Source organism: Saccharopolyspora hattusasensis (assembly GCF_050972075.1).
Taxonomy (GTDB): domain Bacteria; phylum Actinomycetota; class Actinomycetes; order Mycobacteriales; family Pseudonocardiaceae; genus Saccharopolyspora; species Saccharopolyspora hattusasensis.
In genome coordinates, this window is sequence record NZ_JBPCDC010000001.1 from 5,177,618 (window position 1) to 5,203,556 (window position 25,939).

Annotated in this window: 33 protein-coding genes and 1 pseudogene; 8 read left to right on the top strand and 26 right to left on the bottom strand. The window is 65.4% G+C overall.

All coding sequences use genetic code 11. The features are described from left to right. Positions 1–122: 122 nt before the first annotated feature. Together ACRXBZ_RS24575 and ACRXBZ_RS24580 are read right to left on the bottom strand one after the other, a co-directional pair. Entirely contained in the window at positions 123–1,604 is a 1,482-nt protein-coding gene (locus tag ACRXBZ_RS24575; RefSeq protein WP_433881108.1) for an AlkA N-terminal domain-containing protein, read from the bottom strand. A gap of 33 nt (positions 1,605–1,637) precedes the next feature. After that, positions 1,638–2,262: pseudogene (locus tag ACRXBZ_RS24580) on the bottom strand (response regulator). Positions 2,263–2,949: 687 nt separating this feature from the next. Between ACRXBZ_RS24580 and ACRXBZ_RS24585 the strand changes: the two are divergent. Then, positions 2,950–3,513, top strand: coding sequence for a dihydrofolate reductase family protein (locus tag ACRXBZ_RS24585; protein ID WP_433881109.1), 564 nt, complete (start codon positions 2,950–2,952; stop codon positions 3,511–3,513). Positions 3,514–3,804: 291 nt separating this feature from the next. Here the strand turns inward: ACRXBZ_RS24585 and ACRXBZ_RS24590 are convergent, their stop codons facing one another. From ACRXBZ_RS24590 to ACRXBZ_RS24605, 4 genes are all read right to left on the bottom strand, one after another. Next, complete coding sequence (locus ACRXBZ_RS24590) at positions 3,805–4,065, bottom strand: ATP-binding protein (protein ID WP_433881110.1); 261 nt, start codon at positions 4,063–4,065, stop codon at positions 3,805–3,807. Positions 4,066–4,137: 72 nt separating this feature from the next. After that, complete coding sequence (locus tag ACRXBZ_RS24595; protein ID WP_433881111.1) at positions 4,138–4,314, bottom strand: hypothetical protein; 177 nt, start codon at positions 4,312–4,314, stop codon at positions 4,138–4,140. 20 nt (positions 4,315–4,334) lie between these two features. Beyond that, a complete protein-coding gene (locus tag ACRXBZ_RS24600; protein WP_433881112.1) occupies positions 4,335–4,784 on the bottom strand; it encodes a hypothetical protein in 450 nt (149 codons plus the stop codon). A gap of 200 nt (positions 4,785–4,984) precedes the next feature. Continuing rightward, a complete protein-coding gene (locus ACRXBZ_RS24605) occupies positions 4,985–5,407 on the bottom strand; it encodes a hypothetical protein (protein WP_433881113.1) in 423 nt (140 codons plus the stop codon). 29 nt (positions 5,408–5,436) lie between these two features. Between ACRXBZ_RS24605 and ACRXBZ_RS24610 the strand changes: the two genes are divergently transcribed. Both ACRXBZ_RS24610 and ychF read left to right on the top strand, forming a co-directional pair. Continuing rightward, the gene (locus tag ACRXBZ_RS24610; protein WP_433881114.1) at positions 5,437–5,688 is read left to right on the top strand and encodes a hypothetical protein; all 252 of its coding nucleotides are present in this window, start codon (positions 5,437–5,439) and stop codon (positions 5,686–5,688) included. A 124-nt stretch (positions 5,689–5,812) separates the two neighbouring features. Next, on the top strand, positions 5,813–6,892 hold the full coding sequence (gene ychF / locus ACRXBZ_RS24615; protein WP_168586667.1) for a redox-regulated ATPase YchF: 1,080 nt from the start codon (positions 5,813–5,815) through the stop codon (positions 6,890–6,892). A 176-nt stretch (positions 6,893–7,068) separates the two neighbouring features. Here ychF and ACRXBZ_RS24620 read toward each other — a convergent pair whose 3' ends face one another. The 16 genes from ACRXBZ_RS24620 to ACRXBZ_RS24695 form a co-directional block, all read right to left on the bottom strand. Then, positions 7,069–8,235, bottom strand: coding sequence for a tyrosine-type recombinase/integrase (locus tag ACRXBZ_RS24620; protein ID WP_433881115.1), 1,167 nt, complete (start codon positions 8,233–8,235; stop codon positions 7,069–7,071). Between the two features lie 3 nt (positions 8,236–8,238). Beyond that, a complete protein-coding gene (locus tag ACRXBZ_RS24625) occupies positions 8,239–8,412 on the bottom strand; it encodes a helix-turn-helix transcriptional regulator (protein WP_433881116.1) in 174 nt (57 codons plus the stop codon). 2 nt (positions 8,413–8,414) lie between these two features. Then, positions 8,415–9,890 (bottom strand): replication initiator, encoded by a 1,476-nt coding sequence (locus ACRXBZ_RS24630; protein WP_433881117.1) that lies wholly within the window; start codon positions 9,888–9,890, stop codon positions 8,415–8,417. A 116-nt stretch (positions 9,891–10,006) separates the two neighbouring features. After that, positions 10,007–10,936, bottom strand: coding sequence for a hypothetical protein (locus ACRXBZ_RS24635; protein WP_433881118.1), 930 nt, complete (start codon positions 10,934–10,936; stop codon positions 10,007–10,009). Between the two features lie 40 nt (positions 10,937–10,976). After that, complete coding sequence (locus ACRXBZ_RS24640) at positions 10,977–11,246, bottom strand: hypothetical protein (RefSeq protein ID WP_433881119.1); 270 nt, start codon at positions 11,244–11,246, stop codon at positions 10,977–10,979. Positions 11,247–11,296: 50 nt separating this feature from the next. Continuing rightward, positions 11,297–11,485, bottom strand: coding sequence for a hypothetical protein (locus tag ACRXBZ_RS24645; protein WP_433881120.1), 189 nt, complete (start codon positions 11,483–11,485; stop codon positions 11,297–11,299). Between the two features lie 11 nt (positions 11,486–11,496). After that, positions 11,497–12,051: a GGDEF domain-containing protein gene (locus ACRXBZ_RS24650; RefSeq protein ID WP_433883959.1), complete on the bottom strand. Its 555-nt coding sequence runs from the start codon at positions 12,049–12,051 to the stop codon at positions 11,497–11,499. A 43-nt stretch (positions 12,052–12,094) separates the two neighbouring features. Next, positions 12,095–13,036, bottom strand: coding sequence for an IS3 family transposase (locus ACRXBZ_RS24655; RefSeq protein WP_433881121.1), 942 nt, complete (start codon positions 13,034–13,036; stop codon positions 12,095–12,097). Beyond that, a complete protein-coding gene (locus ACRXBZ_RS24660) occupies positions 13,036–13,359 on the bottom strand; it encodes a transposase (RefSeq protein WP_433878664.1) in 324 nt (107 codons plus the stop codon). The genes ACRXBZ_RS24655 and ACRXBZ_RS24660 overlap by 1 nt, the downstream gene beginning before the upstream one ends. A gap of 194 nt (positions 13,360–13,553) precedes the next feature. Beyond that, a complete protein-coding gene (locus ACRXBZ_RS24665) occupies positions 13,554–15,047 on the bottom strand; it encodes an FtsK/SpoIIIE domain-containing protein (protein ID WP_433881122.1) in 1,494 nt (497 codons plus the stop codon). Between the two features lie 89 nt (positions 15,048–15,136). Further along, the gene (locus tag ACRXBZ_RS24670) at positions 15,137–15,316 is read right to left on the bottom strand and encodes a hypothetical protein (RefSeq protein ID WP_168587098.1); all 180 of its coding nucleotides are present in this window, start codon (positions 15,314–15,316) and stop codon (positions 15,137–15,139) included. Then, positions 15,316–15,570 carry a hypothetical protein gene (locus ACRXBZ_RS24675; RefSeq protein WP_433881123.1) on the bottom strand — a complete coding sequence of 85 codons (255 nt, stop codon included), beginning with the start codon at positions 15,568–15,570 and terminating at the stop codon, positions 15,316–15,318. The genes ACRXBZ_RS24670 and ACRXBZ_RS24675 overlap by 1 nt, the downstream gene beginning before the upstream one ends. A 47-nt stretch (positions 15,571–15,617) precedes the next feature. Further along, complete coding sequence (locus tag ACRXBZ_RS24680) at positions 15,618–15,809, bottom strand: hypothetical protein (RefSeq protein ID WP_433881124.1); 192 nt, start codon at positions 15,807–15,809, stop codon at positions 15,618–15,620. Between the two features lie 92 nt (positions 15,810–15,901). After that, positions 15,902–17,275, bottom strand: a complete 1,374-nt coding sequence (locus ACRXBZ_RS24685; protein WP_433878126.1) for an IS701 family transposase — start codon at positions 17,273–17,275, stop codon at positions 15,902–15,904. Positions 17,276–17,890: 615 nt separating this feature from the next. Continuing rightward, positions 17,891–19,162: an ISAs1 family transposase gene (locus tag ACRXBZ_RS24690; protein ID WP_433878027.1), complete on the bottom strand. Its 1,272-nt coding sequence runs from the start codon at positions 19,160–19,162 to the stop codon at positions 17,891–17,893. A gap of 468 nt (positions 19,163–19,630) precedes the next feature. After that, positions 19,631–19,987, bottom strand: coding sequence for a hypothetical protein (locus ACRXBZ_RS24695; protein WP_433881125.1), 357 nt, complete (start codon positions 19,985–19,987; stop codon positions 19,631–19,633). Positions 19,988–20,119: 132 nt separating this feature from the next. On the opposite strand from ACRXBZ_RS24695, the gene ACRXBZ_RS24700 reads away from it, so the two are divergent. Together ACRXBZ_RS24700 and ACRXBZ_RS24705 are read left to right on the top strand one after the other, a co-directional pair. After that, a complete protein-coding gene (locus ACRXBZ_RS24700) occupies positions 20,120–20,932 on the top strand; it encodes a GntR family transcriptional regulator (RefSeq protein WP_433881126.1) in 813 nt (270 codons plus the stop codon). A gap of 3 nt (positions 20,933–20,935) precedes the next feature. After that, entirely contained in the window at positions 20,936–21,697 is a 762-nt protein-coding gene (locus tag ACRXBZ_RS24705) for a glycosyltransferase family 2 protein (RefSeq protein ID WP_433881127.1), read from the top strand. A gap of 70 nt (positions 21,698–21,767) precedes the next feature. On the opposite strand, the gene ACRXBZ_RS24710 is transcribed toward ACRXBZ_RS24705, so the two are convergent. From ACRXBZ_RS24710 to ACRXBZ_RS24720, 3 genes are all read right to left on the bottom strand, one after another. Beyond that, positions 21,768–22,175, bottom strand: coding sequence for a hypothetical protein (locus ACRXBZ_RS24710; RefSeq protein ID WP_433881128.1), 408 nt, complete (start codon positions 22,173–22,175; stop codon positions 21,768–21,770). Positions 22,176–22,361: 186 nt separating this feature from the next. Continuing rightward, positions 22,362–22,583 carry a hypothetical protein gene (locus tag ACRXBZ_RS24715; protein WP_433881129.1) on the bottom strand — a complete coding sequence of 74 codons (222 nt, stop codon included), beginning with the start codon at positions 22,581–22,583 and terminating at the stop codon, positions 22,362–22,364. Between the two features lie 2 nt (positions 22,584–22,585). Beyond that, complete coding sequence (locus ACRXBZ_RS24720) at positions 22,586–22,777, bottom strand: hypothetical protein (RefSeq protein ID WP_433881130.1); 192 nt, start codon at positions 22,775–22,777, stop codon at positions 22,586–22,588. A gap of 98 nt (positions 22,778–22,875) precedes the next feature. On the opposite strand from ACRXBZ_RS24720, the gene ACRXBZ_RS24725 reads away from it, so the two are divergent. Next, a complete protein-coding gene (locus tag ACRXBZ_RS24725; RefSeq protein ID WP_433881131.1) occupies positions 22,876–23,082 on the top strand; it encodes a MerR family DNA-binding transcriptional regulator in 207 nt (68 codons plus the stop codon). Between the two features lie 725 nt (positions 23,083–23,807). Here the strand turns inward: ACRXBZ_RS24725 and ACRXBZ_RS24730 are convergent. Further along, positions 23,808–24,701: a Uma2 family endonuclease gene (locus tag ACRXBZ_RS24730; protein ID WP_433881132.1), complete on the bottom strand. Its 894-nt coding sequence runs from the start codon at positions 24,699–24,701 to the stop codon at positions 23,808–23,810. Between ACRXBZ_RS24730 and ACRXBZ_RS24735 the strand changes: the two genes are divergently transcribed. Beyond that, the gene (locus ACRXBZ_RS24735; protein WP_433881133.1) at positions 24,694–24,930 is read left to right on the top strand and encodes a hypothetical protein; all 237 of its coding nucleotides are present in this window, start codon (positions 24,694–24,696) and stop codon (positions 24,928–24,930) included. The genes ACRXBZ_RS24730 and ACRXBZ_RS24735 overlap by 8 nt on opposite strands. Next, the gene (locus tag ACRXBZ_RS24740; protein WP_433881134.1) at positions 24,927–25,892 is read left to right on the top strand and encodes an FAD-dependent oxidoreductase; all 966 of its coding nucleotides are present in this window, start codon (positions 24,927–24,929) and stop codon (positions 25,890–25,892) included. Before ACRXBZ_RS24735 ends, ACRXBZ_RS24740 begins: the two co-directional genes overlap by 4 nt. Positions 25,893–25,939: the final 47 nt, after the last annotated feature.

The following is a 25,939-nucleotide window of genomic DNA, read 5'->3' on the forward strand; positions in this document are numbered from 1 at the left end:
TTTCGCGCGAAATCGCCAACCCGCACGCGGGGGGAGCGGCGATTTCGCGCGAAATCGCCGTGTTCCCGCTCCCGGCGGGTCGCTTCAGCGCGTTGCGTGGAGACCGTTGTGATGCGGCAGGTTCACGAGGCGAGTCGCAGTTGCGGCGTGCCGCTGGCGGCAGCTCCCCACAGGAGCACCCCGGCGTAGGAGCGCCACGGGCTCCAGCGCCGCGCGTGCGCCTGGATCTTGGCCGGGTCTTCGGACAGCCCGAGCATCCCGGCGCCGCGCCGCAACGCGAGATCACCGGTCAGCAGCACGTCCGGCGCACCCAGCACCCGCATGGCGACGTAACTCGACGTCCACGGGCCGATGCCGCTGATGCTCTCCAAATCCTGCCGCAGTTCGGCTTCGTCTCTCCCGGTGTGCAGTGCCAGGCGTTCGCCGGCGACGGCCTCCGCAACCGCGCGCACGGTTTCCACCCGCCGGCGCGGCCCCGGCAGGGCCTCCAGCACCCGCTCCGCAAGCATTTCCGGGGTCGGGAAGAGCGTGGTCACCGCACCATCTGGGTGGGCCAGCGGTTCGCCCAGCGCGGTCACGAGCCGTTCGGTCGTCTTGCGGGCTGCCGCCACCGAGATCTGCTGGCCGATCACGGCGCGGATCAGGATCTCCGCGCCATCGACGCTGCCCGGCACCCGCACCCCGGGCGTTTGCGCGACCGCCGACCGCAGCGCCGGGTCCGCGCCGAGCGCCTCGCTGATCGCGACCGGATCGGCATCGAGGTCGAGCAGGCGGCGCAGCCGCGATACCGCGCTACCGAGATCGCGCAGGTCGGTGAGCCGCAGCGTGCAGGCGATGTACTTCTCGTGCGGGCGGAGCGTGGCGATCCCGGTGCCGTACGGCAGGCGCAGGGCGCGCGTGTAGTGGTCAGGTCCGGCGTCTTCGAGCCCGGCCAGCGCCCGCTCGCCGAGGAACCGCAGTACGCCGGCCACATCGCAGGGAGCACGGAACGGTAGGCGGAGCTGGACGGCCCCGGCGCTGCCGCCGGGAACCTTGGCGCTGCGATGCGCGCGGCTGCGCATCGCCGTCGGGGTCACCCCGAAGACCTCGCGCAGCGTGTCGTTGAACTGGCGCAGGCTGGAGAACCCGGCCGCGAACGCGACGTCGCCGAACGGGATCGCGGTCGTTTCGATCAGGGTCCGCGCCGAGTGCGCCCGGTGCGCCCGCGCCAGCCCGAGCGGCCCGGCACCGAGTTCCGCGGTGAGCACCCTGGTCAGGTGGCGTTCCGAGTAGCCGAGCTGGTCGGCCAGCCCGCGCACCCCGCAGCGGTCCACGACCCCGTCGGCGATCAGCCGCATAGCGCGACCGGCGAGATCGGCGCGCAGGTCCCACTCCGGCGACCCCGGAACGGCGTCCGGCAGGCATCGGCGGCACGCGCGGAACCCGGCGGCCTGCGCCGCTGCGGCGGTCGGGAAGAACAGGCTGTTGTCCGGCTTGGGCGTGCGCGCCGGGCACGACGGGCGGCAGTAGATACCAGTGGTGCGCACGGCGTGGATGAAGCATCCGTCGAAACGCGCGTCGCGCGAGGCGACGGCCCGGAGCGCTTGCTCGGTTCCCACCAACATGCCCCCGATGGTGCCAGCACCCGGAGGCACCCACTAGCGGGAATCGGACACGATGACGAAACCCGATTCGTAGGCGAACACGACGGCCTGCGTGCGGTCCCGGGCCTGGAGCTTGGCCAGCACGTTACCGACGTGGGTCTTGACGGTCTGCACGCCGATGAACGGCTCGGCGGCGATCTCGCTGTTGGACATCCCGCGTTCCACCAGGCGGAGGACGTCGGCTTCCCGCTCGGTGAGTTCGACCTGCGGGCGGCTCGCGTGGTGCGGCGCGGCCAACCGGCGGATCGCGGCCGGGAACAGCAGCGATTCGCCGCGCGCCGCAATCCTGCTGGCCTGGGCGAGTTCCTCCGGTCGGCAGCGCTTCAGCAGGAAGCCGGTGGCGCCGGCGCGCAGCGCGCCGTAGACGTGGTCATCGTGTTCGAAGGTGGTGATCACGACGATGCGTGGCGGCCGGGGCACCGAATCCAGGATCGCGGTGGTCGCCTGGATGCCGTCCACGCCGGGCATCCGGACGTCCATCAGCACGACGTCCGGCCGCAGCCGCCGCACCGGCGCCGTCGGCGGCCTCCCCGACGACGGTTAGGTCGGGTTCGGCATCGATGAGGGCGCGCAGCCCGGACCGGATCAGCGGCTCGTCATCGACGACCAGCACGCTCATGGCTTCGCTCACCCCGCCGAGCCTTTTGCGCCCACGCTAGGCGAGGCGCGAGGGTCGACGTTTCCGCTGGTCAGCTGCTGTAACAATGATCCCAAAGAAGGGGAAAAATAACCGAAACGATGACCATCCCCAAGGAGAAGAGTTCCTCGACCAATTCGGAGAAGGCCCCGAAGTTCTCGATGAACCTTGGATTCAACGTATTCGGATCGCCACAGAAACGGTTCGATCGAACTGAGCTAAGACGCTATACAGCGGTCAGTCCAGTTTGTCTGGCGTCAAGAAGACGAAGTCCTCTGGCACTTCGTACGCGAATGCGCAACAACTCTTAGAATTAGGGCGGAAAACCAAGAAACGCACTTCATCGCAGGGTTCGAATCCGAAGAGCTATCCGGAGAAGTGGTTGTGATGGTTTTCGGCGGTGATGGCCCGTTCCGTATTGAGGGTCCCGGGCATACCAGTCTCGGCGGTGACAGCCGGAGACGACCTCGACCTGTCCCACTACCACGACGAACTGGCCCAGGCGGGCGTGCACCCGCCGGTGACCTGGCTGCCGGCTCCTGGCTGCTGGAGGTCGACTCCCGCGCGGAGGCCGCCGAGTGGGGTCGGGCGGGGGCCCGCGCTGACGTGGAGATAAGAGAGGTCACCGGGTCGCGATGAGTTTCGGCAAGCCCGGCAGTCTGTACTGCCATGGGCAAACTGACATACGGCATGAACATCTCGGTGGACGGCTACACGGTCGACGGGAAGGGCGAGCTCCCGTGGGCTGGCCCGGACGACGAGGTGCACCAGTTCTGGAACAACCGGGTCCGCGACACCGCGGTGTCGCTGTACGGGCGCAACTTGTACGAGCTGATGTCGGCGTACTGGCCAACGGCAGACCAGGCCCCCGACATCTCTCCGGTGGCAGCGGAGTTCGCCCGATTGTGGCGGGCGATGCCGAAAGTAGTCTTCTCGAAGACCCTCGAGTCGGTCGACTGGAATTCACGCCTGGAACGAGGTGACGTGGTCGAGGTCGCGAGGAAGCTCAAGGCCGAGACCGACGGCATGATGGAGGTTGCCGGTGCCACGCTGGCCGCGCCGCTGGTCAGGGCCGGCCTGGTGGACGAGTTCCTGGTGGTGGTCACTACAGTCGCGGTCGGCGGCGGCACACCGTTCTTCCCGGCGCTGGAGAAATGGGTCAAGCTCGAACTGGTGGAGAACCGCACCTTTCCCTCGGGCCAGGTCCTCCTCCGCTACGTGCCCGTGGACTAGCTAACCGCCCCGAGAGATCACAGCAGTGCGGCGGAAGCCCAGCGACCTCCACAAGGGTTATCAGACAGCGTCAAGGCAGAATTCCATCAACCCTCACCTAAGGCCGTAGGGTGCCTTTTGACACTGTCTGACTAGGCTATGCCAGGTCGGCGGGAATAGGACACAAGCCCTTCCCTTGTAGGTGGAGACATCCACCCGCCAACGACACAGCGCAAAACCGAGGGTAACGATAGGGACACAAATAGCGGTTCGCCATGGCAACCCAAAAGACTCACGACCCCGTGCCCGTCCCTACCAGGGGAGATGCACCTGCAGCTGCCAGTTGTCGCCCTTCGCGGCGCCCTCGGCGTGGCCGCCCAGAGCTTGTGCGCGGCGCTTGATGCCGTCCAGGCCCAACCCTCGGCGGGGAGTCGACGAGCCCAGGGGATTTGTCATGTCCAGGTCCAACGCGCGCGGGCTGATGGCGATCCGCACCGCGACCCTCACCCGGCCCGCATGGCGCAGGGTGTTGGTCAGGCCCTCGCGCACCACGCGGTATCCCTCGCGGCTCACCTGGGGCGGGACCGAACCCGTTGCCCTGGAGGTCGAGCCGCACCTCGAGTCCGCCCAGTTCGGTGGAGCGGATCAGGTCGTCGAGATCGGCCAGTACGATTCGTCCAAAGTGGAGGACCGCAGAGCGCCCAGTGTGTTGTCCAGGTCGGCCAGGGCGGCCCGGGTCGAATCCGCGATCGCGGCGAGCGCCTCCCGCGCGAATGCGGCGTCGCTGTCCAGCACTCGGTTCGCTGCACAGTGCAGCGACATTCAGCACATGACCGACCGAGTCATGCAGTTCGGAGGCGATCCGGTTCCACTCGGACAGCTCCTCGACCTGCCGCCGCAACTGCTCGTGCTCGGACGGTCCCAGCAGCGGGCGAGCCGCGCCAAACAACCGCGACCAGGTGGAAACCCGCGACGATCAAGCCCAGGCCGACCAGCGGCGCCCACCACTGCCCGATGCCGAAAGCCCGGTACGGCCAAATTCCGGCCAGCTCGGGCGGCAACGCCAGCAGCGGATCGGCGAACAGCAGCAGGATGAATGGCGGCACGATCAGCGTCAGCAGGCCGATGCCGGAGCCGAGCGCGAGGTGCGCGACGAGCCAGCAGACGGTCCGCCACCGATCCGGCCAGGTATCGGCGTCGCCGGATTCCGGCAGTCCGAGCAGGGATTTCGCCGCAGCGCCCGACAGCGACCGGGTCGCCGGCAGCAACCCAGCGGCCACCACGGTGAGCACGACGAACGCCCTTGAACGAGGCCGACCGCGACAGGCGGCAGGCCGAGCCCGAATCCAAGGCCCAGCAACGGCCCAAGCACACCAGCCCGGCTACCGCGAGGTACGGCACCGCCAGCACGGCCCCGAGGATCAGGTGCACCCACTGCCGGTAAGTGGCGCGCGCAGTGAACGGTCTGATCAGGCGGGACGGCATGGCCACATCATCCCTGCGGGACCGGCACGCGATCGCAGGTTCCGCACGGCTTGCGGCGCGTCGCCCGCTGGTACAGGTAGACCGACGGCCCGAACACCAGCGCCCAGCACATCCAGCTCAGGTAGAACAGCGCCCCGGGCCAATAGTGCATCCCGACGATCGTGCTCAACGGTGTGCCGGACACCAGGTCGGAGACCACCGTGGTGGCGCCGGCCGGGCCCATGGTGAACAGCAGCGCGGTGCCGAACCAGCCGCCGAAGAGCAGCAGCCCGCGTGGCGTCGGACGGCCCGCCAGACCGGGAACCCAGCGCGGCCAGATCCGCCCCCACCGGTGGACGAGGGCCAGCGACAGATCTCGCTGCCCGCGGACCTCCCGCTGCGGCGGGGACCGCCTCCCTCCCGCGGGGGAATTCGATCGAGGTGAGTGCATTTTGCGCGTTTCATCCCTATCGTCGCGGCATGACCCGATCGAAGATCAGTACTAGGCGCGGCTTCCGGATCCTCGGCGCCGCGTCCGGCGCGGCGTTCGCCCTGGTGGTCGCGGCGGGGTGCAACGACCCGGCACCCGCTCCGGAGCAGCAGCAGGACCAGCAGCAGGAGCAGGAGCAGCAGGACGGTGACCTGGAGGGCGGTGACCTGGAGGGCGGTGACCAGGACGGCGGTGACCAGGACGGCGGTGACCAGGACGGCGGTGACTTGGACGGCGGCTGACCAGGACGGCGGCTGACCTCGCGGGGCGCGGGTGCGCATCCGGGCCGGGTTCGGCTGTGCATCCGCGCACCCCCCGCGCGACCGGCCCCGATGCCTTGGTGAGCGAGCACCTAGACTTCGGGGTGTGAGTCTCACCCTCGGAATCGTCGGGCTGCCCAACGTCGGCAAGTCCACCCTGTTCAACGCGCTGACCAGCAACGACGCTCTCGCGGCGAACTATCCGTTCGCCACCATCGAGCCGAACGTGGGCGTGGTGCCGCTGCCGGACGAGCGGCTGGACAAGCTCGCCGAGGTCTTCAACTCGGCGAAGACGATGCCCGCCACGGTGTCGTTCGTCGACATCGCGGGCCTGGTCAAGGGCGCCTCCGAGGGGCAGGGACTGGGCAACAAGTTCCTCGCCAACATCCGCGAGGCGGACGCGATCTGCCAGGTCATCCGGGTCTTCGACGACCCCGACGTGGTGCACGTCGACGGCCGGGTGGACCCCTCCAGCGACATCGAGACGATCAACACCGAGCTGATCCTGGCCGACCTGCAGACGCTGGAGAAGGCGCTGCCGCGGCTGGAGAAGGAAGCGCGCACCCACAAGGACAAGCGCCCGGCGCTGGAGATCGCGCAGCAGGCCAAGGAGATCCTCGACTCCGGCAAGACCCTGTTCGCGGCAGGCCTCGGCAAGGACACCCCGGACCTGCGCGAACTCAACCTGCTCACCACCAAGCCGTTCCTCTACGTGTTCAACGCCGACGAGGGCGTGCTGGCCGACGAGGCGAAGCAGAAGGAGCTGCGCGACCTGGTCGCGCCCGGCGACGCGGTGTTCCTGGACGCCAAGGTCGAGGCGGAGCTCAAGGAGCTGGACGAGGAGTCCCAGCGCGAGCTGCTGGAGTCGATCGGCCAGGCGGAGCCGGGCCTGAACGCGCTGGCCCGAGCGGGCTTCCACACGCTGGGCCTGCAGACCTACTTGACGGCCGGGCCGAAGGAGGCGCGGGCCTGGACGATCCGCCAGGGCTGGACGGCGCCGCAGGCAGCCGGGGTGATCCACACCGACTTCGAGCGGGGCTTCATCAAGGCGGAAATCGTCTCCTTCGAAGACCTGATCGCGGCCGGCTCGATGGCGGAGGCCAAGGCGGCGGGCAAGGTCCGGATGGAAGGCAAGGACTACATCATGGCCGACGGCGACGTCGTGGAGTTCCGCTTCAACGTCTGATCAGCGGCGTTTCCGCTGGTAATTGACTCACTGTAGGTCGGCGATCGTCAGTCGTTCGTCAGCCGGTCGTCTGTTCGTCATCGGCGGCGGGCGAAAGCCCCACGAAGCCACGAAGGGCCGGGCTTGGGTCTCCTGCTTAGGAGTCCCAAGTCCGGCCCTTCTGTGTTTGCCAGCGATCAGGCCGGTACAAGTTGGGCGGCAGGCGGATCATCATCCTCGCCGTCCTCCGAGGCGCTCGGCAGCTTGCCGAGAACATCACCGATCAGACCAGACGCAGCACTGCGCGTTCGATCAGCCGCGCTCGGCCAAAGGTGGGCGTAGGTGTTCAGCGTGATCGTCGCGCTTGAATGCCCGAGCGCCCGCTGTACGGTCACCACGTCGCACCCTGCCGCAATCAGGCCAGAGGCGTAGAAGTGGCGTAGATCGTGAAGTCGGATGCTCTCGCACGAGGCAGCCGTACGAGCTTTGCGCCACCAGTAGCCGACTGTGTTTTGGTGGGGTGGGAGTTCTTGCTCGCCCTCGAACAACCAGCGACCTCGGTCCTTTCCGGGTCGATGCTTCTCCAGGTAATCGCGAAGCATCTCGACGAGGACATCAGCGAGGTAGACGGTTCGCTCAGACCCGTATTTCGGAGCTCTGATCTCCACTTGCTTGCCGTTGGCGCGCTGGACCTGTCGAGTAACCCGCAGAATCCGAGCCTCCAAATCGATGTCTCCAGCCTGGAGTGCCGCAGCCTCACCCAGCCGGAGCCCGGCGAACGCACACAAGGCGATGAAGATTTTGAAGTGCTCCTCTGAACAGTCGAGGAGCTTTCGAACTTCCTCCGATGTCGGGAGATTCAAGGATGAGCCTTTACGCGCACGCGGTAGACGAACGCCTTCGCTCGGATCCGCCGGGATGATGCGATCTCGGACCGCAGCGCGAAGGACTGCCCTGACGTTGTTGAAGCGCGTTCGGATGGTGCCGGGTGCGAGTCCCTTTTCTCGGCCGTACCCGCGTAGCTCGGTCTCCATGTGCTTCACCCACTGCTCGACATGCGACCGGAGAAGGCGGCTAAGTGGGACATCCCCGAAGGTCACAGAGCCAGCAGCTAGGCGCATTGCCCGTTCGGTACCAGGTACCCAAACCTGCCGAGCCGACCACTGACCGAAGTACTCGGCGAACGTGACCTTTCCCGCCTTCGGATCAACAAACTGGCCGGTCGTAAGGGCTGCTGTCTGCTCGTCCAGCCACTTCTGCGCATCGATCTTTCGGCGGGTGGTCTTCGTGATCTGTTTCCCGCCCGGCACCGGTCGAAACTGGGCCTGCCACCGGCCGTTTGGCATCTTGCGAATACTCGCCATTGATCACGCCTCCAGCCCGACAACCCAGGCTTCAACGTCATCCGGCCGGTACCTCAAATGCCTTCCGATCTTCCGAGCGCAAGGACCGTAACCCTTGTGCCTCCACTGATAGACGGTGGCAACCGGAACCTTCAGGTAGCTAGCGAGATCTTCCGGGCCCCAGAGGTTGCGGATCATGGTCAGTCTTTCCTTTCGGTGGCGTAGCGGAGTTTGCGTGCTTGGCGGGTGCTTTCGGCGATGGCGGCGGCGAGTTCGCGTTCCTCGTCGGTGCGGTGGCCGACGCTGGTCATGTCCCAGTGGTTGACCACGGCGACGGTGTCGGCTTCGACGCCGAGTTCGGCGAGGTTCTGCTCAAAGCGCCAGATCTGCCGGTCTTCGCGGAGTTGCTTGAACGTGGTCGAGTACGCCCGCGACTTGGACAGGAAGTGCCCACGGAAGGCGAGCATGTGCGTCCAGCGCCGGAGGTTGAGTTCGTCGAGCGGCCCGGGGATCCAGCCGCCGTTGTCGCAGGTGGCGCAGTGGTCGATCGCAGCGCAGGGGCAGCCGCCGGCTTGGTGCTCGCCGTCGGGGTGGCAGTCGGGGCAGACGATGGGTGCGCCGAGGTCCCAGGCGGTGCGCATGATCTGTTTGTGGTGCTCGGTGGTGCGCAGGAGCTCGATCACGGTGCGGGAGCGGATCGGCCGGTCCGCGGCTTCGGACTTGCCGGTTCCCTTGGTGGCGTACTTGGCCACGTAGGAGGAGATCCGGTCATCGCTGATCGTGCCGTGCTCGTCCTCGAACCGGTGCGCCTCAGCGGGGCGGATTGGCCGGATGTCGACCTGTTCACCCCACACGAACGTCAGCGCCTGGCCGTTGAACTTCGGTGAGGTGACGGTGGTGTCGGCGTGAGCGGCCCGCACCGCGTCGGCCAGCAACTCGACCGTGCCCCATGCTGGGGTGGCGTCGATCGCGCCGTCGGGGCCGTCGAGGCGGATCACGGCGTGGAAGTGGATGATGCCGCGCCGCTGGAACTCGGCGACCTTGGCGTACGAGAGCCGGGCGTGGTCCTTGAAGTCGCGGACGGTGATCCCGGCAGCGCGGGCGAGGTGCCGCCGCAGCTTGACCGTGAAGCGGTTCCAGAGCTTGCCGCTGTGGGCCTGCCACAGGACGTGTCCGGTGTAGTCGTAGCCGTCGGGGTCGATCGCTTGGCCGATCAGCGGGTCGTGTTCGTGGTGGTAGCGCCCGCAGCGGCAGGGCAGAGCCTTGCCGTTGTCGGTACGTCGGTTGTGCACCGGACCGAACGACGGGGCAGTGAGGGTCACGAACAGGCGGGGCTTGTCGGACACGGTGACCGGGACGCCTTTGGAGCCACCGGAGAGGCCCGCGCGCATGAGCTGGAAGGCGTCGGCGGCGTAGCGGTCCGAGCAGGCCGGGCAGACCGACTCGCGGCGGTTGCCGCAGGGGGACAGGATGTGCCCGCTGGTCTCGGCCGGGCGCCCGTCGGGGCGGGTGAGCACGGCTCCGGTGGTTTTGTCGGTGATCTGCCAGCTGCCGGAGAGCCGGACCGGGTGCAGGCAGCCGTAGACGTCTTCGACCTTCTTGCGCCAGTCGCGGTAATCGGGGGCTTGGATGCGCTGTTTGATGCGGTCGACGTCCGGGAGCGTGGGCAACACCATGTGGTGACCTTTCGAGGGATAGAGCCCGGCGGGCATCACCACCAGGTCCATCCCCGCGGTGCTGCCCGCCGAGCATGGTTGTGCTGGATCTGTTTTCAGTTGTCCCGCAACGGGTTTCAGTTGAAGGCGTGACCGTTGTGGGTGGCGAACTCGGCCGCGACCTGTTCGGCAATGTCCGCCGACAGCTTGGCTACCCGCTGGATGTCGGCGGCGGTGAACTCCCGACCCTCAGCCAGAGCCCGGGAACGGGCGTCCTTGAGCGTGTGGAGGATCGGAGCCGGGAGCCGTGGAGCCCGCCGGATCGCAGGCATCACCGGAGGAGCCGGTACAGGTTCGGGAACCGGTGCCGGGGCTGGTTCGGGAACCGGTGCCGAGGTCGGAGCCGGGGCCGGTTCAGTGGCCGGCCGCGCCGGTTCAGATCCGGGTTCGGGTTCCTCGGTGTCGTCGGCCTGGTCGGCGGTCTCGTAGATCAGGAGCATGATCTCCCGTCGTTTCGCCTGGATGACCGGGATGACCTCCGCGATGCCGTAGACGATGACCGGGATGATCGCGTGTACCGCCGCCGAGCCCAGGTTGAACTCCTGCCAGAGGCCCCGCAACAGCGGCGTGATCTGCGGGATGACGTTCATGGCCAGCGTGGAGGCCAGCAGGACCTTCTTCAGCCGGTACCACCACTCGTGATCCGGGTCGAGACCGTAGGAGAGGATCACGGCCTCGAAGTTGAGGATCACGATCAGCAGCCCGGCGAACATCGGCTCGACCGTCCACGCGGCCCACCACAGCGGATCCGTGCGGGTCGCATCGCCCGCAAGGAACTTCTGCACACCGGCCGTGGTGAACACCAGGCCCAGCGACAGGAAGAACCACAGCCCGATCAGGGTGCGGCGGGTCTGCCGTTCCATTTCCACGGCCTGCAGGTCCGGATCCCGCACCAGGCCCCGCAGTTGGCGAGCCTCGAAAATCCGGGCACCGAGCTTGCGTACCCGCCGGGTCTTCCCGGTCTTGGCGGGGGCGTTGTCGTCGTGTTTACGGCGCAGCAGGCCCACGTTGCGTTTCCTTCCTACTCGCTGTGGGGTTTGAACGGGCTCACCGCAGCCACAGGGAAGCTGCCTCCTCAACGGCGTCGGCCAGGTGCATCAGCGCGTCGTGCTTCGCTTCCACCAGCCGCCACTGCGGGTCATCACGGAGCACGAAGCCCAGATCGACCTCAGGCTCTCCGCCCAAGCCCAGCCGTTCCCTCTCCTGCCTGTCCCGCGTCAGGTACCACTTCATGCCCGGAACGCTGGCCTTCTCAATGGCCTCTCGTGCCTGCTCGATCGCTGCCTTCACGGCGGTAACCCGCTGTTCCTGCTTCATCCTCGAAGCCCTCCTTATCACTGTCTGTCGGTCTGCTGATCTCTCCGGCCTCACTCGCTGTGGGGCTTGAACAGCCAGACCAGGCCCCGGATGAGCAGGACCAGGCCCGCGCCGATCCCGATCGCCCACGCCGGGGTGACCAGCAGCCACACCAGCGCCAGCACGCCGAGCACGACCGCGAGCAGCAGTAGCCCGGTCAGGATGCTGCGGCCGGTGAGGTGAATGTTGATGTTCTGCACTTCGAAACTCCTTACTGGGAAACGGAAACCGTGTTCTTGGTGTGGTGGGTGCGGGTGGCGTGTTTGTCGCCGTACATGCGGTCATCGGCGATAGCCAGGAGCGTGGAGAGGTTCGGCATGGTGGTCGGTGCGGTAACCACGCCCAGTGCCATCGAGACTTCGATCGGCTGGCCGTCGACTTCGGTCAACCGGGACACTGCGGTCTGTACACAGCGGACGGCGCGGTCGGCCTCGGGGTGGCCGGCCACATCCGGCAGCAGGAGCGCGAACTCGTCGCCGTGCAACCGGAACGGGATCATGTTCACTTCAGGAGCCCAGTGCCGCAGTACCGCCGCGACTTCGAGCAGCACCCGATGCCCAAAGCGGTGTCCGTGGGTATCATTGAGCACTTTGAACCCGTTGAGGTCACCGAGCGCCACCCCGAGCAGGCCGGGCGACCGTCGAGCCCGTTCGAACGCGGCCACCAGCGCTGCCCGGTTGCCTAAGCCCGTCAGCGAGTCGCTCCGCAGCCGATGCCCGAGCCGAGAGCAGCGCCGCCCGAGCCGGTATGAACGCAGCCCGTACAGGGTGAGGTTCCCCCCGAGTGGTGGACAGGGGGTTTACGGGGATTCAGGCAGCTGCTCGGAGTGAGCTCTCGTAGTCCTCGGGACTGAGCATCCCGATTGCGGAGTGCCTCCGGCCAGCATTGTAGAAGCGAACCCAATTGTCAACTGCGACAACGAGTTCCGTCTGTGTGGCGTAGGTATGCCGGTAGTAGTGCTCGTGTTTGAACGTGGACCAGAACGATTCCGCAGGGCTGTTGTCCCAGCAGACCCCAGTCGCGCCCATCGACCGGCGCAGCCCGTGCCGGAAACACGCTTTCACCGTTAGATGACCGGTGTACTCACCGCCACGATCGGAATGCAGGATCGTGCCACGGCACCGGCCGCCCCGGGTAGCGACGGCGGCGTCGATGGCCTCGGTGACCATCTCCGAGCCGATGTGCTCGGAGATGCTGTAGCCGAGCACCTTCCGGGAATGCCCGTCCCGGACCGCGCACAGATACATCTCACTCTCACCGCAGGACAGGTAGGTGATATCGGTCAGCCACACCGCGTCCACGCGGCCCTGGTCGAACTCCCGATCGACGAGGTCCGGCGGGAACGACGCCTTCGGGTCGGCCACGGTGGTTTTCACCTTGAACGTGCGCGGGCTGATGCCCTCGATCCCGATGCCGGCCATGATCTTGGCGACGGTCTTCTCGCTGACCACCTCGCCCCGCGCACGCAGTTCGGCGGTGATGCGGGGTGACCCATAGGTGCCGCCGGATTCTTTGTGTACTCCGGTGATTTTCACCTCGAGGTCAGCCCGGCGCTGCTTGCGTGGTGTCAACCTCCGCGCCGCCGCGCGTTTGACATACGCGTAGTAGCCCGACGCGGACACGTCCAGAAGTCGCGCCATACGACGCACCGAGAACGGCCTGGCGGCGTCTTTACTGCCGTCGGTGTCGGTGTCGGTGTCGGTGTCGGTGCGGGTCTCGGCGAGCGTGTCGGGGCCGGCGTACTTCACCATCAGATCGAACCGTTCGGTTTCTTCTGCATCGCGGCAAAGTACGCCGAGGCTTTTACCAGGAACGCGTTGTCCTTCTCCAGCTCGGCGACCTGTCTACGCAACCGTAGCAACTCGGCGCGTTCCGCAGCCTCCAAAGGCTTTTCCCCGTGAGCCTCGGCCGCGGCGATCCTGCGCCGCTCATCCTTGACCCAGTTACTCAGCAACCCGTCGTTGAGACCCAACTCACGAGCCACTTCAGCGATCGTGCGGCCGGAATCGATCACACGATGCGCAGCCTCGACCTTGTACTCGGCCGTGAACGACCGACGCTTACGAGGAGGCATGAGGACATCCTTCCAGCAGGAACCAATCCTGCCAACGTGGTGTCCACTACCCCGGGGGAACCTCAGGCGGTCGTGGCGGTGGTGAAGCAAAGCATCGCTTCTGCGAACATGGGTAACGCCTCCATTGCGAGGTAGGGCCCGCCCGGGTTGCTCTTGCCCGAGGCCCGGGCGGACCGCATGAAACAGGGGAATGATCAGGCGATCTCTTCGTCGCCCTCGTCGTCTTCGAAGTAGTCGTGCTCTTCGATCTCGTCGTCGACTTCGAGCTTTTCGAAGTCGGTGCTGTAAATGTCCTCTTCGGCCTGCCCGGCGTGTTCGCCGTCGGTGGCCTCGCGCCGGATCGGGGTGACCGTCGCGCCCCGGTCGGTGCAGAACCGCACGAGCTCGGTGATGTCGTCGTCGGTGGTGTAGGCGGCACGAACCCGCAGGGGTTCCCGGCGGCCCTCCGTCTTCACGTAGGCGACACCCGCGAGGTACTCGGGGATCTTGTCGGCGAACGCGCCCGCATCGCGCATGCCCTCACCCAGGCACATGTCCACATACGATGCGGAATCCAGCCGCAGCGCGATCTTCGTCGGGAACAGACCACGCATCGGGATGACGTCCTTGGTCGGTTCCTGCGACGCGGCAACCGTCCGGCCACCCACCGCCCGGTACTGCGTGAGCGCCTTGCTCAGATCCAGCTCGAACGGTGCCCGGATCGCCTTGTCCGCGTAGGCGGTCATCGCGGCCAGCTCATCGCAGATCAGCAACTCCAGCGGCGTCTCCAGCGACGGCGTGAACGTCCGGACCCCTTGGCGGCCGAGCTCCAGCTTCCGGGCGTCGAGCATGCTGGTGTACTTCGTGATCAGCTTCTGCCCGGCCTGGTCGCTTTCGGCGAACTCGTAATACATCTCCTCGCCGATGCCGAACTCCATACCGCCCTTGGGGTCGATCACCCACAGCCGCACGTAACCCGCCCGGATCAACGGGGCCAGAGCGCGTAGAAGCGCCCACATGAACGAGCCCTTCCCCGCCCCGGTCGCTCCGCCCAGGAGGATGTGCAGGTCCCGGCCGAGCAGGTCGAGGGTGAAGTCCCGGCCGTATTCGTCCCTGCCGATCGGCAGCCGCCGCAGGTCCACCGCCTCAACCGACTCCGCCAGGCCCGGCAGGGGCACGAACATGTCATCGAAGGGTTCACGCCGCTGGAAGTCCAACGCGATCTTGCCCGGCTTGAGCTGCCGTACGTTGGCCGCCCGCGTCTTGAACGAGTTCGCTAGCCGATTGATCACTTTCTCGAAGTCCTCCGGTTCTTGGCCCTTGGCCATGCGGACGTGCACGGTGTCCCATGACCACGTGCTTTTCACCCGCGTCACGCGCGGTGTGAGGGTGTTTCCCTTGTGATCGATGGTGGTCAGGTTGCAGGCGGTCATGATCCGAAGCCATTGCCGCCGGTAGGACCACCACCGTCTCCACCACGCCCGCAGCAGGCGACCAGCGAACCTATCGAAGGTCGGCCGGTCCAGCAGCCGCCAGGAAGCGCCGGCCACCACGGCAATCCCGGCCGCCATGAGCACGGTTTGGTACCCCACCCACAGCACCGCTGCGTCCAGGACCACCACCGAGCCCACCGAACGCGGATGCCGCGCGACGAACCGTGCCGCCGCCCGAACCGGGGTCCTTTCCGTGCCCACTCGCGTGTCCCGCATTGCCGCCTTACCTTTCTACGAGCAGAAGAAAAAGGGGGGCGCTGATTCTCCGTAGAGATCAACGCCCCCTGTGCCGAGTCCAGCTGGTATCAGTTCCGGCGCTGGGTCATCTCCAGCTTGGCGACCAAGTCGCCGACCGAGTTCCGCATCTTGTTCAGCGAGGTCCCCATACCCTTCGGGACCCCGAACTTCTTCAAGTGGTTCACCAGCGCCAGCATCGTCGAATCGATACGCCGGACCGTCGCGTGTACCTCGTCACCACGTGCCATTACTTCTGGTATCCCTTCGCCACATTCGGACCGCCCTTCGCGGCGATCGCGTCCCGAACCCCGAACACGGACGACTGCGCCGCGCCCGCCAAATCCCCAACTTCTTCGAAGTCCTTCTTGACCATGATGTCGTCTTCCAGGAACTCCACCCGCGACAGCTCCCGGAACAACGCGTCCAGCAACTCGCCGATCTTTTTCAGCCGGGCGACAGCGGGCGTGTTCTTCCGCATCCCGACCGGCAAATTCGCATTCACGAACCAATTCCCCTTTTCTCAGTAGTCGTGTCCGTGCCCGATTTGGGCTACGAGAAGTTCAGGTCCCCGTGGATGTCGCCTTGGACCGCCACGTGCGTCTCCACCTGCCCAAAGTTCAGGTTGACCACGCCTGGCGTCTCGCGCTGAGCCCTGGTCGAACCGGGCTGCGACCAGCGAGCCCTGCGCTTCCGAGACCGGGCGCCGAACTCCGCAGCACCCGTGTTCGCGTTGATCCTCACTTGCTCTCACCTTCTCCGATGCATCCCGAACCGTGAAAACCGTTCATCAGTTCACCCCCTTACTAGTACGGCAGCCGCACTTTCCGGTTGGGCTATGTTCGCTGGTCACGACGTAGTCGGGCGCGGTGATGGAACCAGCGGGCGCGAGCTTGGTGTCGGCGTCGCCACCAGACCCAGTGCAGGTGGTGGGTTTCGGGGTGGAGCCGACGGGTGACCAGTGTGAATAGTCGTTTGATCTCGGCGACAGTGAGTGCGATCAGGCCGGGATCCTCGGGTGGCTGCTGATCGGGCGTGGTGGGCAAGATTGGTGCTGGAGCTCGGGTTCTGGCTTGGGCTGCGGTGATGGCGCAGACGGCGAGCGCGGCCAGAGTGAGTACGATGTGCCGCAGCAGTGCGGTGTAGAGGCGGACCTGGGAGTGATCAAGTCCGAAGTGGTCTTTTCCGAACTCGAACCCTTCTTCGACTGGCCAGCGCAAGCATGCGACCCGCACGAGGGTCATCAGCGTGATCGGCCGTCCAGCGGGAACGTGACAGTAGTGGTAGGCCAACTCGCCGGTCTGCAAGTGTTTGCGTATCAACAGAAAGTGGCGTGGGCTCGCGGTCGCGATCCAGGCCCAGGCGTACATGCGTTCGCCTTTCGACCCGGTCACCGAGCAGACCTGCCAGGCCCGCTCGTGCTCGCGGCTGGCCAGGTGCGTGGCCACGGTAGCGTCCGCGCGTATCCGCTCACCCGTTGGCAACTCGATGGTGAAGGCGCACCCGACGCGCATCACGTACCCGATCTCGTTGTCCTCCAAGAAAGTCCGTAGCGGGCCCGATCGGCCATAGACCTCGTCGCCCGCCACCCACGGTGGTATCGTCTCATCCGAGATCATGTCAAAAAGAATGTCTTGCGCCAGTTGCGGTTTCGTTCGGAACTCGGTCTTGTCGGGAACACCGAGCGCGACACGGCGATCAGGATCGTCGAGCTGTTCGGCCGGCACATAGATACGGGCACCGACCAGCGCGTGCCCGCCGGGGGTGGCGTACGAGCAATAGACTGTGTTCACCCCATTCGCGACCCGGCCCGCGCAGCCCATGTACTGCCGTTTGGCGCCCGCAGTGCATTCCCCCTGTTTCTCCTGACCGGACTCGTCCAGCGCCACCACCCGCAACGGCTGGTCTCCTAACTGGTCGACCACGAACCGTCGCACCACCCCCTGAACCTGATCGTGGTCCCACACCGCGTGATTGAGCAGCCGCTGCATCCGATCCGGAGTCCGGTCTCCCGCGTGCTCGGCGATGGTCCACCCGTTCTTGCGCGGCAGATCACTCATCAACCCGGACATGTACTTCCTGGCCTGCCCAAACGGCTTCGCCCGCGCGAAACACGGCCTCAACCGTCCGTGCAGCACCTCCAGGTTCGCCACCGCACGCGCACCCTCTACCATGACAGCCGCAGCCGCCTCACGATCTTCTTGCGTCACAACATGATCATCGCGAGGCGGCTGCCCGCCTGATTAACCGGGCCCCCTCAACGCCCCTGACCAGCCAAGATCACGAAAGTGCGGCTGCCGTACTAGGACAGCTTCACCTTCACGAAGCGCTTGCAGAACGCGTCCTGCGAGTGCGGGTAAAGCCACTTGTCGCAGTCGCAAGCCGGGCAGTACTTCAGCGACATCTAACTCTTCCTTTCCCCAGCCGGTACCGGCTGATAATCAGGGCACTTCTCCGAATCGCCCCAAGAACTCCGGTGCGGAACCTCCGAACCGCAGAACCGGCACGGCAGCAGCGTCGAGACGTTGCTTAATCCGCACCAGCCGATCTCCCGGACCTTGTCTTCGTCCTCGAACACGTACACCACCAACGCCTGACGGCCACATGTACACAGCTCGCCAGGAATCGCCGGACGTTCACTCATCATCGCCACCTGCTTTCTCTGGACTGGAGACCATGAAGACCCCCGGAATGAGCAGGAATGCCCCACCGTCCCGATTCCGGGGGTCAACATGACTTCCCCGGCGCATAAATTCACGCCGAAAGAAGGCATAGCTCGGCGCACGACGACTACCACCGGGGCGCATAGCAGGGCAAAGGCAAGATCACTGTGTGTTGCGCCCCGCAACTTGGAGTGACAGGACGGGGAGTGTTCGTGTGCGGTCCCTGCTGATCCATTCGGTTGTCCGGCGGATGTCGTTGTGTCCAGTTATGCGAAGCATCGATATTGCGGTATTCCGTAATGTTGCCAGTATATGGGCGCCGGTGCCGGTATAGATTTGTTGTGCGTCTTCGTGGTATGTTGTGTCACGGATATGATGGCTTTTGTTTTCTATTCCCCAGTGGTCGCGGACTTGGTCGTGCAGGTCTTCGGCGGTGACTGTGGTGGTGTTCTGGCTGGTGATGATCCAGGCGTGCTCTTTGCTGACGAGTTCTCCGGAGAGGGTTGTTTCTTCTCGTTTGACGCAGGCTACGGAGCGCGCGTGTGGGAAATCGATTCCGTCGGCGTCGGTAATCCAGGTAGTCCAGCGGCGTATCCGGCCGTGGGTGTCATCGACGACGACATGATGCGGGGTTTTCCGCAAGAACGGAAGAGTGCGGTCGTATATCTTTTTCTTAAGCGCCGCTTGATTTCCCTTTACTGTCATAACGTAGTCGAATCCGCGTTCGCCGGCGATGTATTCGGCGGTCTCTCGCTGGGTGTGCACGGCGTCCATGGTGACCACCACACGGCCGTCCACACCGCGGGAGACACCGTCGAGCAGGGTCTTGACCTGGGTGATCTCGTTGGTGCCCGAGGGAACGGCCACTTGGGCGACGGTGACACCATCGCAGTGGATCATCGCGGAGAACAGCGTGAACGACTCGTGATCCCCGATCCACGAACCGCGCAGCACTTTGCCGTCGATAGCCAGTCGCAACGTGCCGCCCGGGATAGGCCGGGCATGACGCAGCAGCCACGGCCCGATCAGTCCTTCCAGCTTCGCTACATCGACATTTTCCAGTGCGCGCCGGATCGTGGACGTATCCGGGACACGGAAAAACCCGCGGAACCAGCACCATCGTCCACCTATTTTCCGCAGTAACGACGCCGGCAGATCGGCGACCTGGTCGGCGATCTGCCGGAAATTCGACGCGCCCGCCAGCACCGCGATCAACGACGCCGCGAGAAGGAACGCCAAACTGTACACACGGCCCTTCCGCTTACGGCGATCCGGCACCTTGCCGAGCAACTTCATCAGTTCCGCCAGATCGGCATCATCACCGTCGGCGCTACCCGGAAACGACGCCCATGACGAGCTATGAGAAAATGACAACGGATGGCCTTCTTCTGGAGTTTGGTTTTCGCAATTTCCATGATCCCAGAAGGAGGCCATCCTCCATCTCCCGGCCCAGCACGCCAACCCGGCCGGCTACCCTACGAGCCGAGTTGATCACTCCGCGCGATCTTGCCTTAGCCCTGGGGCGCATAGCCCTCATAGCAGCTTTCGCCGTTCGGACCCGTCTTGTGAACCCACTCGTTGCGCACGTTCCGGAAAATCGTGGAATCGCAGATGCAACGCGCCACAGTCGCTTTCTCCTCCGGGTTCTCCAATCCCCCGTTGTAGTAGGTGACCGGCTGAGCGAACGTCGACGGCTGCAAAGATCCCAATTTGCCGTACTGCATTACTGACACCGCCTTGTTGTTGCAGGAATCCATGAAGACCCCCGATATGTTGCTCGGGGGTCAACATGACTTCCCCGGCGCATCAATTCACGCCGAAAGAAGGCATAGCTCGGCCCACTATGTAATTCTCAAAGAACAAGCCAGAATTGGCAGAGAAAGAATCTGAAAGCGCGGGGACTCAGCCCGCGTTCGGGGCCATCACGCCGAGGGCCTTCAGCGTGACACCCTGGGTTCCGTTGTCCAGAAGGAACTGGGAGAGGCGCGGGTGGTGCAGCGCGACCAGATCACCCTCCTCGATCCCGGACGGCGGCTCCGTCTCCAAGGTCACCTTCATCTCGAAGCCCTTCGGAGCCCGCTTGCCCTCTTCGGTCGGGATCGCCTTCATGAAGATCGACATCTCGTAAAGCGGCGCACCGTCCTGGTTGGTGGCCATCTCCTGCTTGCCCGTGTCGCGGTTCTTGTACATCTTCACCACCGGCTCCTCGACCACGCGCACCTTGTAACCCTCAAGCACGACCGGAATGTTCTTCAGCATCTTGGTTCTCCACTGGGTTAGTTTCTCAGTTTCCTAGCCAACTAGGACCGACGAGATCAATCTAGCGAGTGATCGTCGAGGAGTCAAGGGTTTGTACTAGGAAACTATGAACTGCTGTGATCTAATGGGGGCATGACCACAGCTACCAGCGGTTTTGTTCCGATCAGGGACCAGATCGCGAACAAGCTTCGCGCGGCGATCCAGACGGGCGAGCTCCAGCCCGGCGACAGCTTGCCGACCCTGAGCGAGATCTCCAAGGAGTGGGGGGTTGCGAAGGCGACAGCAGACGCCGCCCTCGGCCTCCTCCGAGAGGAAGGTCTTATCGCCCCAGGCGGGCGCGGTAAACCTGCGCAGGTTCGGAAGCCTCCGACGCGTATCAAGTTGCCGGCCGAGATGGGCCAGGCCATGAAGAACCTCGTTCGCGAGCCCGAAGATGTGCGGGCGGCAAGCGGCGCTCTCGAGATGACGACCGGCGACAGTGTCCAAGATGTGGAATTCTCGGCCAAGTACACCGAGGTTGAGGCAACCGAGGAACTCGCGCAGGAGTTCGGCATCGAAGCCGGGGTGCCATTGATCAAGCGCGAGTATTCGATGGTCGATAAGCGCAACGGCACCTACACGTCATGGTCTGTCAGCTACATTCCGCGCGCACTAATCGAGTCCAACCCGGCCCTTCTCGACGAGAACAACGAACCCTGGCCCGGAGGACACCAACACCAGCTCTACACCGTCGGTATCGAGCTTGACCGCTTCGAGACAACTCTTTGGTCCGTCACCCCGACAACCATCGAGCGCCAGCAGTGGGGACTGAACGAGGGTGTTCCGCTGCTTCGCGGACGCTCGAAGTCCATCGACATCGAGGGGCGAGTGGTCGAGCTTTCCGAAGCCGTCTACCCCGCTGATCGGACCGAGGTGTGTTACGTCGAGCGCCTGGACAGGTGGTGACGCATGCACAAGATCTCGATCGTGACGGCTGTCGTCCGCGGCAAGCATCAACACCTGCTTGACACCTACGAATCCCTTTCCTCGCAGGAGCTTCCGGACGGATGGGACTGGCAGTGGATTGTTCAGGAGGACGGGCAAACCGGTCTCCTTGACGATCTCCTACCGAAAGACCCGCGTATCTCGCCCGGTGCCAGTCAGCACGGCCGCGCCTCGATGGCACGCACGATCGGTCTTAATCGCGCCGAGGGCGAGCTCATGCGCACGCTCGACGCAGACGACATCCTTCCGGCAGGCGCCCTCGCCCAGGACGTCAAGGCCCTGACGGGTTCGCCGGAATTCGCCTGGTGTGTGTCCTCGACACTCGATCTCATGCCGGACGGTTCGCTACTGCCAGGTCCATGCGACCCGGAGCCGGGACCGCTGTCCCCCGGCGTCCTGTACGAGGGCCAGGCGGCCGGTGAGCTTCAGGTTGTCGGCACGACGATGTGCACCTATACGGCGCTTGTGCGTGCTCTTGGCGGGTGGCCGGCACTGTTCGCCGATGAAGATGTGGCGCTGATGCTCGCAGTTGAAGCCGTGGCACCAGGTGTGATGTTGCCCGATCCCGGTCTGTACTACCGCAAGTGGCCAGGAGCGACTACGGCTCAAACGGCTGACTACCGACCCGACGAAGGTCATCTTCGAAACACGGCGATCCTCTCGCGAGCCGACGCCCTGCGGGAGCTTGGATGGCGCTGGACGGCGAGCAGTACCGAGATGAACTAGCTCAAACTCAAAGACGACGTAGGACGACGGCGCTGCTTGGCTACAACCAGGCAGCGCCGATCTTTATGGGTCAGGTTCCTGACTCTGGCGTTGCCGCATGCCACGGCAAGGGTGCGCCGGACTCGTCAACGCTACGCGCGGCCTCCTTCATCGCAGCCTCGTACACATGCCGTCGGCCACCGAGCATGATCTGACGAACGTGCTCCTCGTTGTTGCGGAAGGGTTCGTAGTAGCCCTCGTCAAATTCCTCGATTGCTTGGAACGTCCAGCGGCCGGGAAGGACGTTACGGCCCACAAGGTTGCGTTCGACGGCGTCAGCGAGCTCGGTGTGTCCGGTGCTGCGTAGCGCCCGCACGGCCACGTTGAGCTTATCGTTGGCTGAGCCGATCAGCTGGTGCCACTCGTAGAGGTGGCCACGTGCCCGCTCGACCGTCTCCAGCGCTTCAGTCACCTTGCTAGCAGCATCGACCGAGGCCACATCGACGCCTTCAGGCCACCAGTGACGCTCCGCAGGACGGTCCCACGCCGAGTGGTGACTAGTCCGTTGGTCGAGATCATCTGTGTCTGCCATCAACCGGCATTCTGCACCGGACGGCGCCGGGTCTGCTCGCTCAAACTCCAGAGGATCGGTTCGGGTTGATTGAAGCCAGGCAGCGCCGGTTTTCTATCGGCGGTTCCGGTCCTTGCGGCACCAGTCCTCGAAGTCCTCGATGGACTCGAAACCGCCGCCTGGAACGAACTCTGCCTTGAACGGTCGAGCGTCGAGAGTCTCACCAGCCAGCCGCCGGGTATAAGCCACGGAGTCGAAGACCTGAACTAGCTGACCCCGTGGCCAGAGGTACGTCCACCCGCCGACAGCGAACCGCCACGCCTCGCTATCCGTCACGCTCAATCCGCCACATCGATGATCAGTGGTTCATCCGCATCGGCGCGGAGCTCTGAAGCGAGGGCGGTCAGCCGGTCGGCAAGCTCGTGACGCTGTTCTCGCGTATACCGGCCTCCGCCCAGCTCGAAAGCCGCTTCGTCAAGTTCCCACTGAGTCGAACGCGCCAGCACTGCAAGCCGCATATCGGATGCCATGCTCACCTCCAACAAGGCAAAGTAGGCAATCAGGGTATTACCTGCATATTGAGGCAAGCAAGGCAGCGGTAACCGTTCGAGGCATTGACGATGACCCCGTGACCGATGACGGCTCGCCGCTGATCTCGAGTACCGAGCTGGCCAAGAAGCTGGGCCTGGCGCGGCGGACGATCTCGCACTACGCCAAGGAAGGCTTGATTACGCCCGCCCTGGTGACGCCCGGCGGTCAATACCGGTGGCGTTACGACGACGTCCTTGCCGAGATGCGTGCCCTCGCCGAGAAGCGCCGCCACGAGCGCGACTAGCGGCCAGTCCAGGCTCTAGCCCACGTGTGTCTAAACTTTCTCTACTTCATCAAGGGCGGCCCCTGCGGGGCCGCCTGCCTGCTGTATGCGAGCCATGACGAGGCCGCCGACCTTCCTGTATGCGAGCCCGGTCAAGCCGCCGATGGCCGGCCGGGCGTGCGGTTCGCTGCGCTCACCGGTCCCGGCCGGCCATCGGCGGCGACCGGGCGCGAGCGGAAAGGTCGGCGGCCTCGTCATGGCGCGAGCGGAAGGCAGGCGGCCCCGCAGAGGCCGCCGAGATGGAGATCTGAACCTCGGACGTCCCGACTCCACTGGTCGGCTGGGCGAGCCTTCGAGGAACGGTGCTGGGCACGTTGCAAGGGCGGTCAGCTTGGCCACTCCAGTACGATGCAGAGGTCGCCAGTTGGGTCCGGGTTGCCTGTCTGTGGTCGCCTTGCTGCAAGACCAAGTACGGGGCCGATCATTCGTCAGTTGTTCGTCAGGGCAGCGAAAACGGGCGCAAAACAACGAGAAGTTAAGAACAACGTCTTAGCAGTTCAGAAACGGTTTCCGCTTGATCCGCGCTGGTCAGGAAGTCGCTGGTAATCGTTCCGCTTCAACGTCTGACCTCTGGGGGCGAGAAATGAGCCTGGACCACGCCCCCTTCGCGTGCCTGGTGACGAAGTCCGTTGAGGTTTGTTCGGCGGCTGGACCAGACGTGGATGTTTGGTTGCGATCGCCTCTGGTCAGCGGCGGCGTCTCGGCGTGAGCCGGCGCAGGTCGAGGTCGATTTCGTAGGGGACGGGGCGTTGCAAGGTGCCGCGGAAAATGCCCGCTGGTGCGTACACGCCCGTCGGTTCGTCCAGCTCGTAGACGTGCACCACTGCGACCGCGTCTTCGTCCTCGATGTACCAGTAGTGCCGGATGCCTGCACCGGCGTACTTGCGCAGCTTGACCGTGCGGTCGCGATGCGCGGACTCGGGTGAGACGACCTCGACGACGAGGAGTACGTCCTCCGGTTCATACCAGGTTCGGTCCGGGTCGAAGGGTGCGGTGGTGACCAGCAGGTCCGGCTCAGGACGGTTGCGGGCGTCGAGCCGGATGGTCATTTCCCGCTCGACCTCGATGCCGTCGGGGGCCTGACGTGCGAGCTCCACCGTGAGACCGGTGACGAGACGGCCGTGCCAGGACCGCTGCGGGGTCATCATGAAGACGAGGGCTCCGTCGATCAACTCAGTGTGCCGAGGCGCCTCGGGGAGGCGGTCCAGATCCTCCGCGAACCAGCCTTCAGCGCGCGGGGGGCGCATCCAGTCGGGCAGCGTGGTCATGGGACAACGGTAGCGATTCGTCGTGAACGAGGCCACGAGCGCCTCGTTCGGGTGCCGGGCCGCACGGGATAACCGTGCGTCAGATCTCGGTGGTGGCGAGGTAGTCGGTAGGGCGTTCCTTGCCACCAGGTCTGGGCAGGGTTCGAGCTCGCCGAGAAGCACACGGTGGTCGCGCCGGACTACCCCGGCGCGGGTAAGACGCCGAATGCCGAGCAGCCGCTCGAACTGGACCGGCTCGTCGACGACGTCGTCGCCAGGGCGGTCGGTTTCGGGGTGGAAACCTTTCGCGGTGCTGGGCCATTCGGTGGGCACGACGGTCGCCGTCCGGGCTGCCGCGCGGTATCCGGAGCGCGTCACCTCGCTGATGATCACTACCGGGTTCGCCCGCGCATTCTGGCACTTCCGGCTCACCCTGGACCTCTGGCAGCACCTGCTCGACGGCCCGGACCGGGAGGCGCTCGCGCGGTTCGTGCTGCTGAACTGCTTCGGGCCGGTTGCGCTGAACTCCATCGCCGGTTCACTGCTAGCGTGTCGAAGATGACCGCATCCGCAGCCCCGGTGCTGGTGATCGGCGCGGGCGTGCAAGGCCTCACCACCGGGGTCGTCCTCGCCGAAGCAGGCCAACGCGTGCGCATCCGGACCGCCGATCGGCCGCAGGACACGACTTCCGCGGTCGCGGGCGCGATGTGGGGTCCGGCGATGCTGCGACCCGCCGAACGAGTGTTGTACTGGGTGACCCGCTCGCACGCCGAGTTCACCGCGCTGGCCCGCGACGAGAACTCAGGGGTGCACCTCGCCGCCGGGCGGATGGCGGCCCGGTTCGACCTCGGCGATGCGGTCCCGTCCGAGGCCAAGCTGATCCCCGACCTGCGTCCCTGCACGCCGGAGGAACTGCCGGAAGGGTTCGTCAGCGGCTACCACGCGACCGTGCCGCTGATCGACATGCCGCGCTACCTCGACTACCTGGTCGCCAGGTTCCAGGCCGCTGGCGGCGAACTGCAGCTCAGCCCGGTGCCGTCGCTGGCCGACGCGGTCGCCGAATCCCCGACGGTGGTCAACTGCACCGGCGTCGGAGCGCGTGAGCTGGTCGGCGACCCTGGCGTCCACCCGGTGCGCGGCCAGCACGTCGTGGTGCGCAACCCGGGGATCGACGAGTACTTCATCGAGCTGTCCGACTCCGGCGAGTTCGCCGCGTACATGCCGCACGGCGACCGGGTGGTGCTCGGCGGCGTGGCGGTCGAGCACGACTGGAACATGGTGCCGCGCCGCGAGGTCAGCGAAGGCATCCGGCGTCGCTGCGTCGAGGTGGAACCGCGGCTGGCCGACGCCGAAGTGCTCGCGGAACTGGTCGGGCTGAGGCCCGGCCGGGAGGCCGTGCGGGTGGAGGTCGAGGAGTACGAAGGCGGGCGCATTATCCACAACTACGGCCACGGTGGCTGCGGCGTGGCGCTGTCCTGGGGATGCGCCTTCGAAGCCGTGGACCTCGTCGAAGGGATCGCCTAATGGGGTGTCTGAACCCTGGGTTTCGGCTGGTCAGCCCCGTGAGCGAT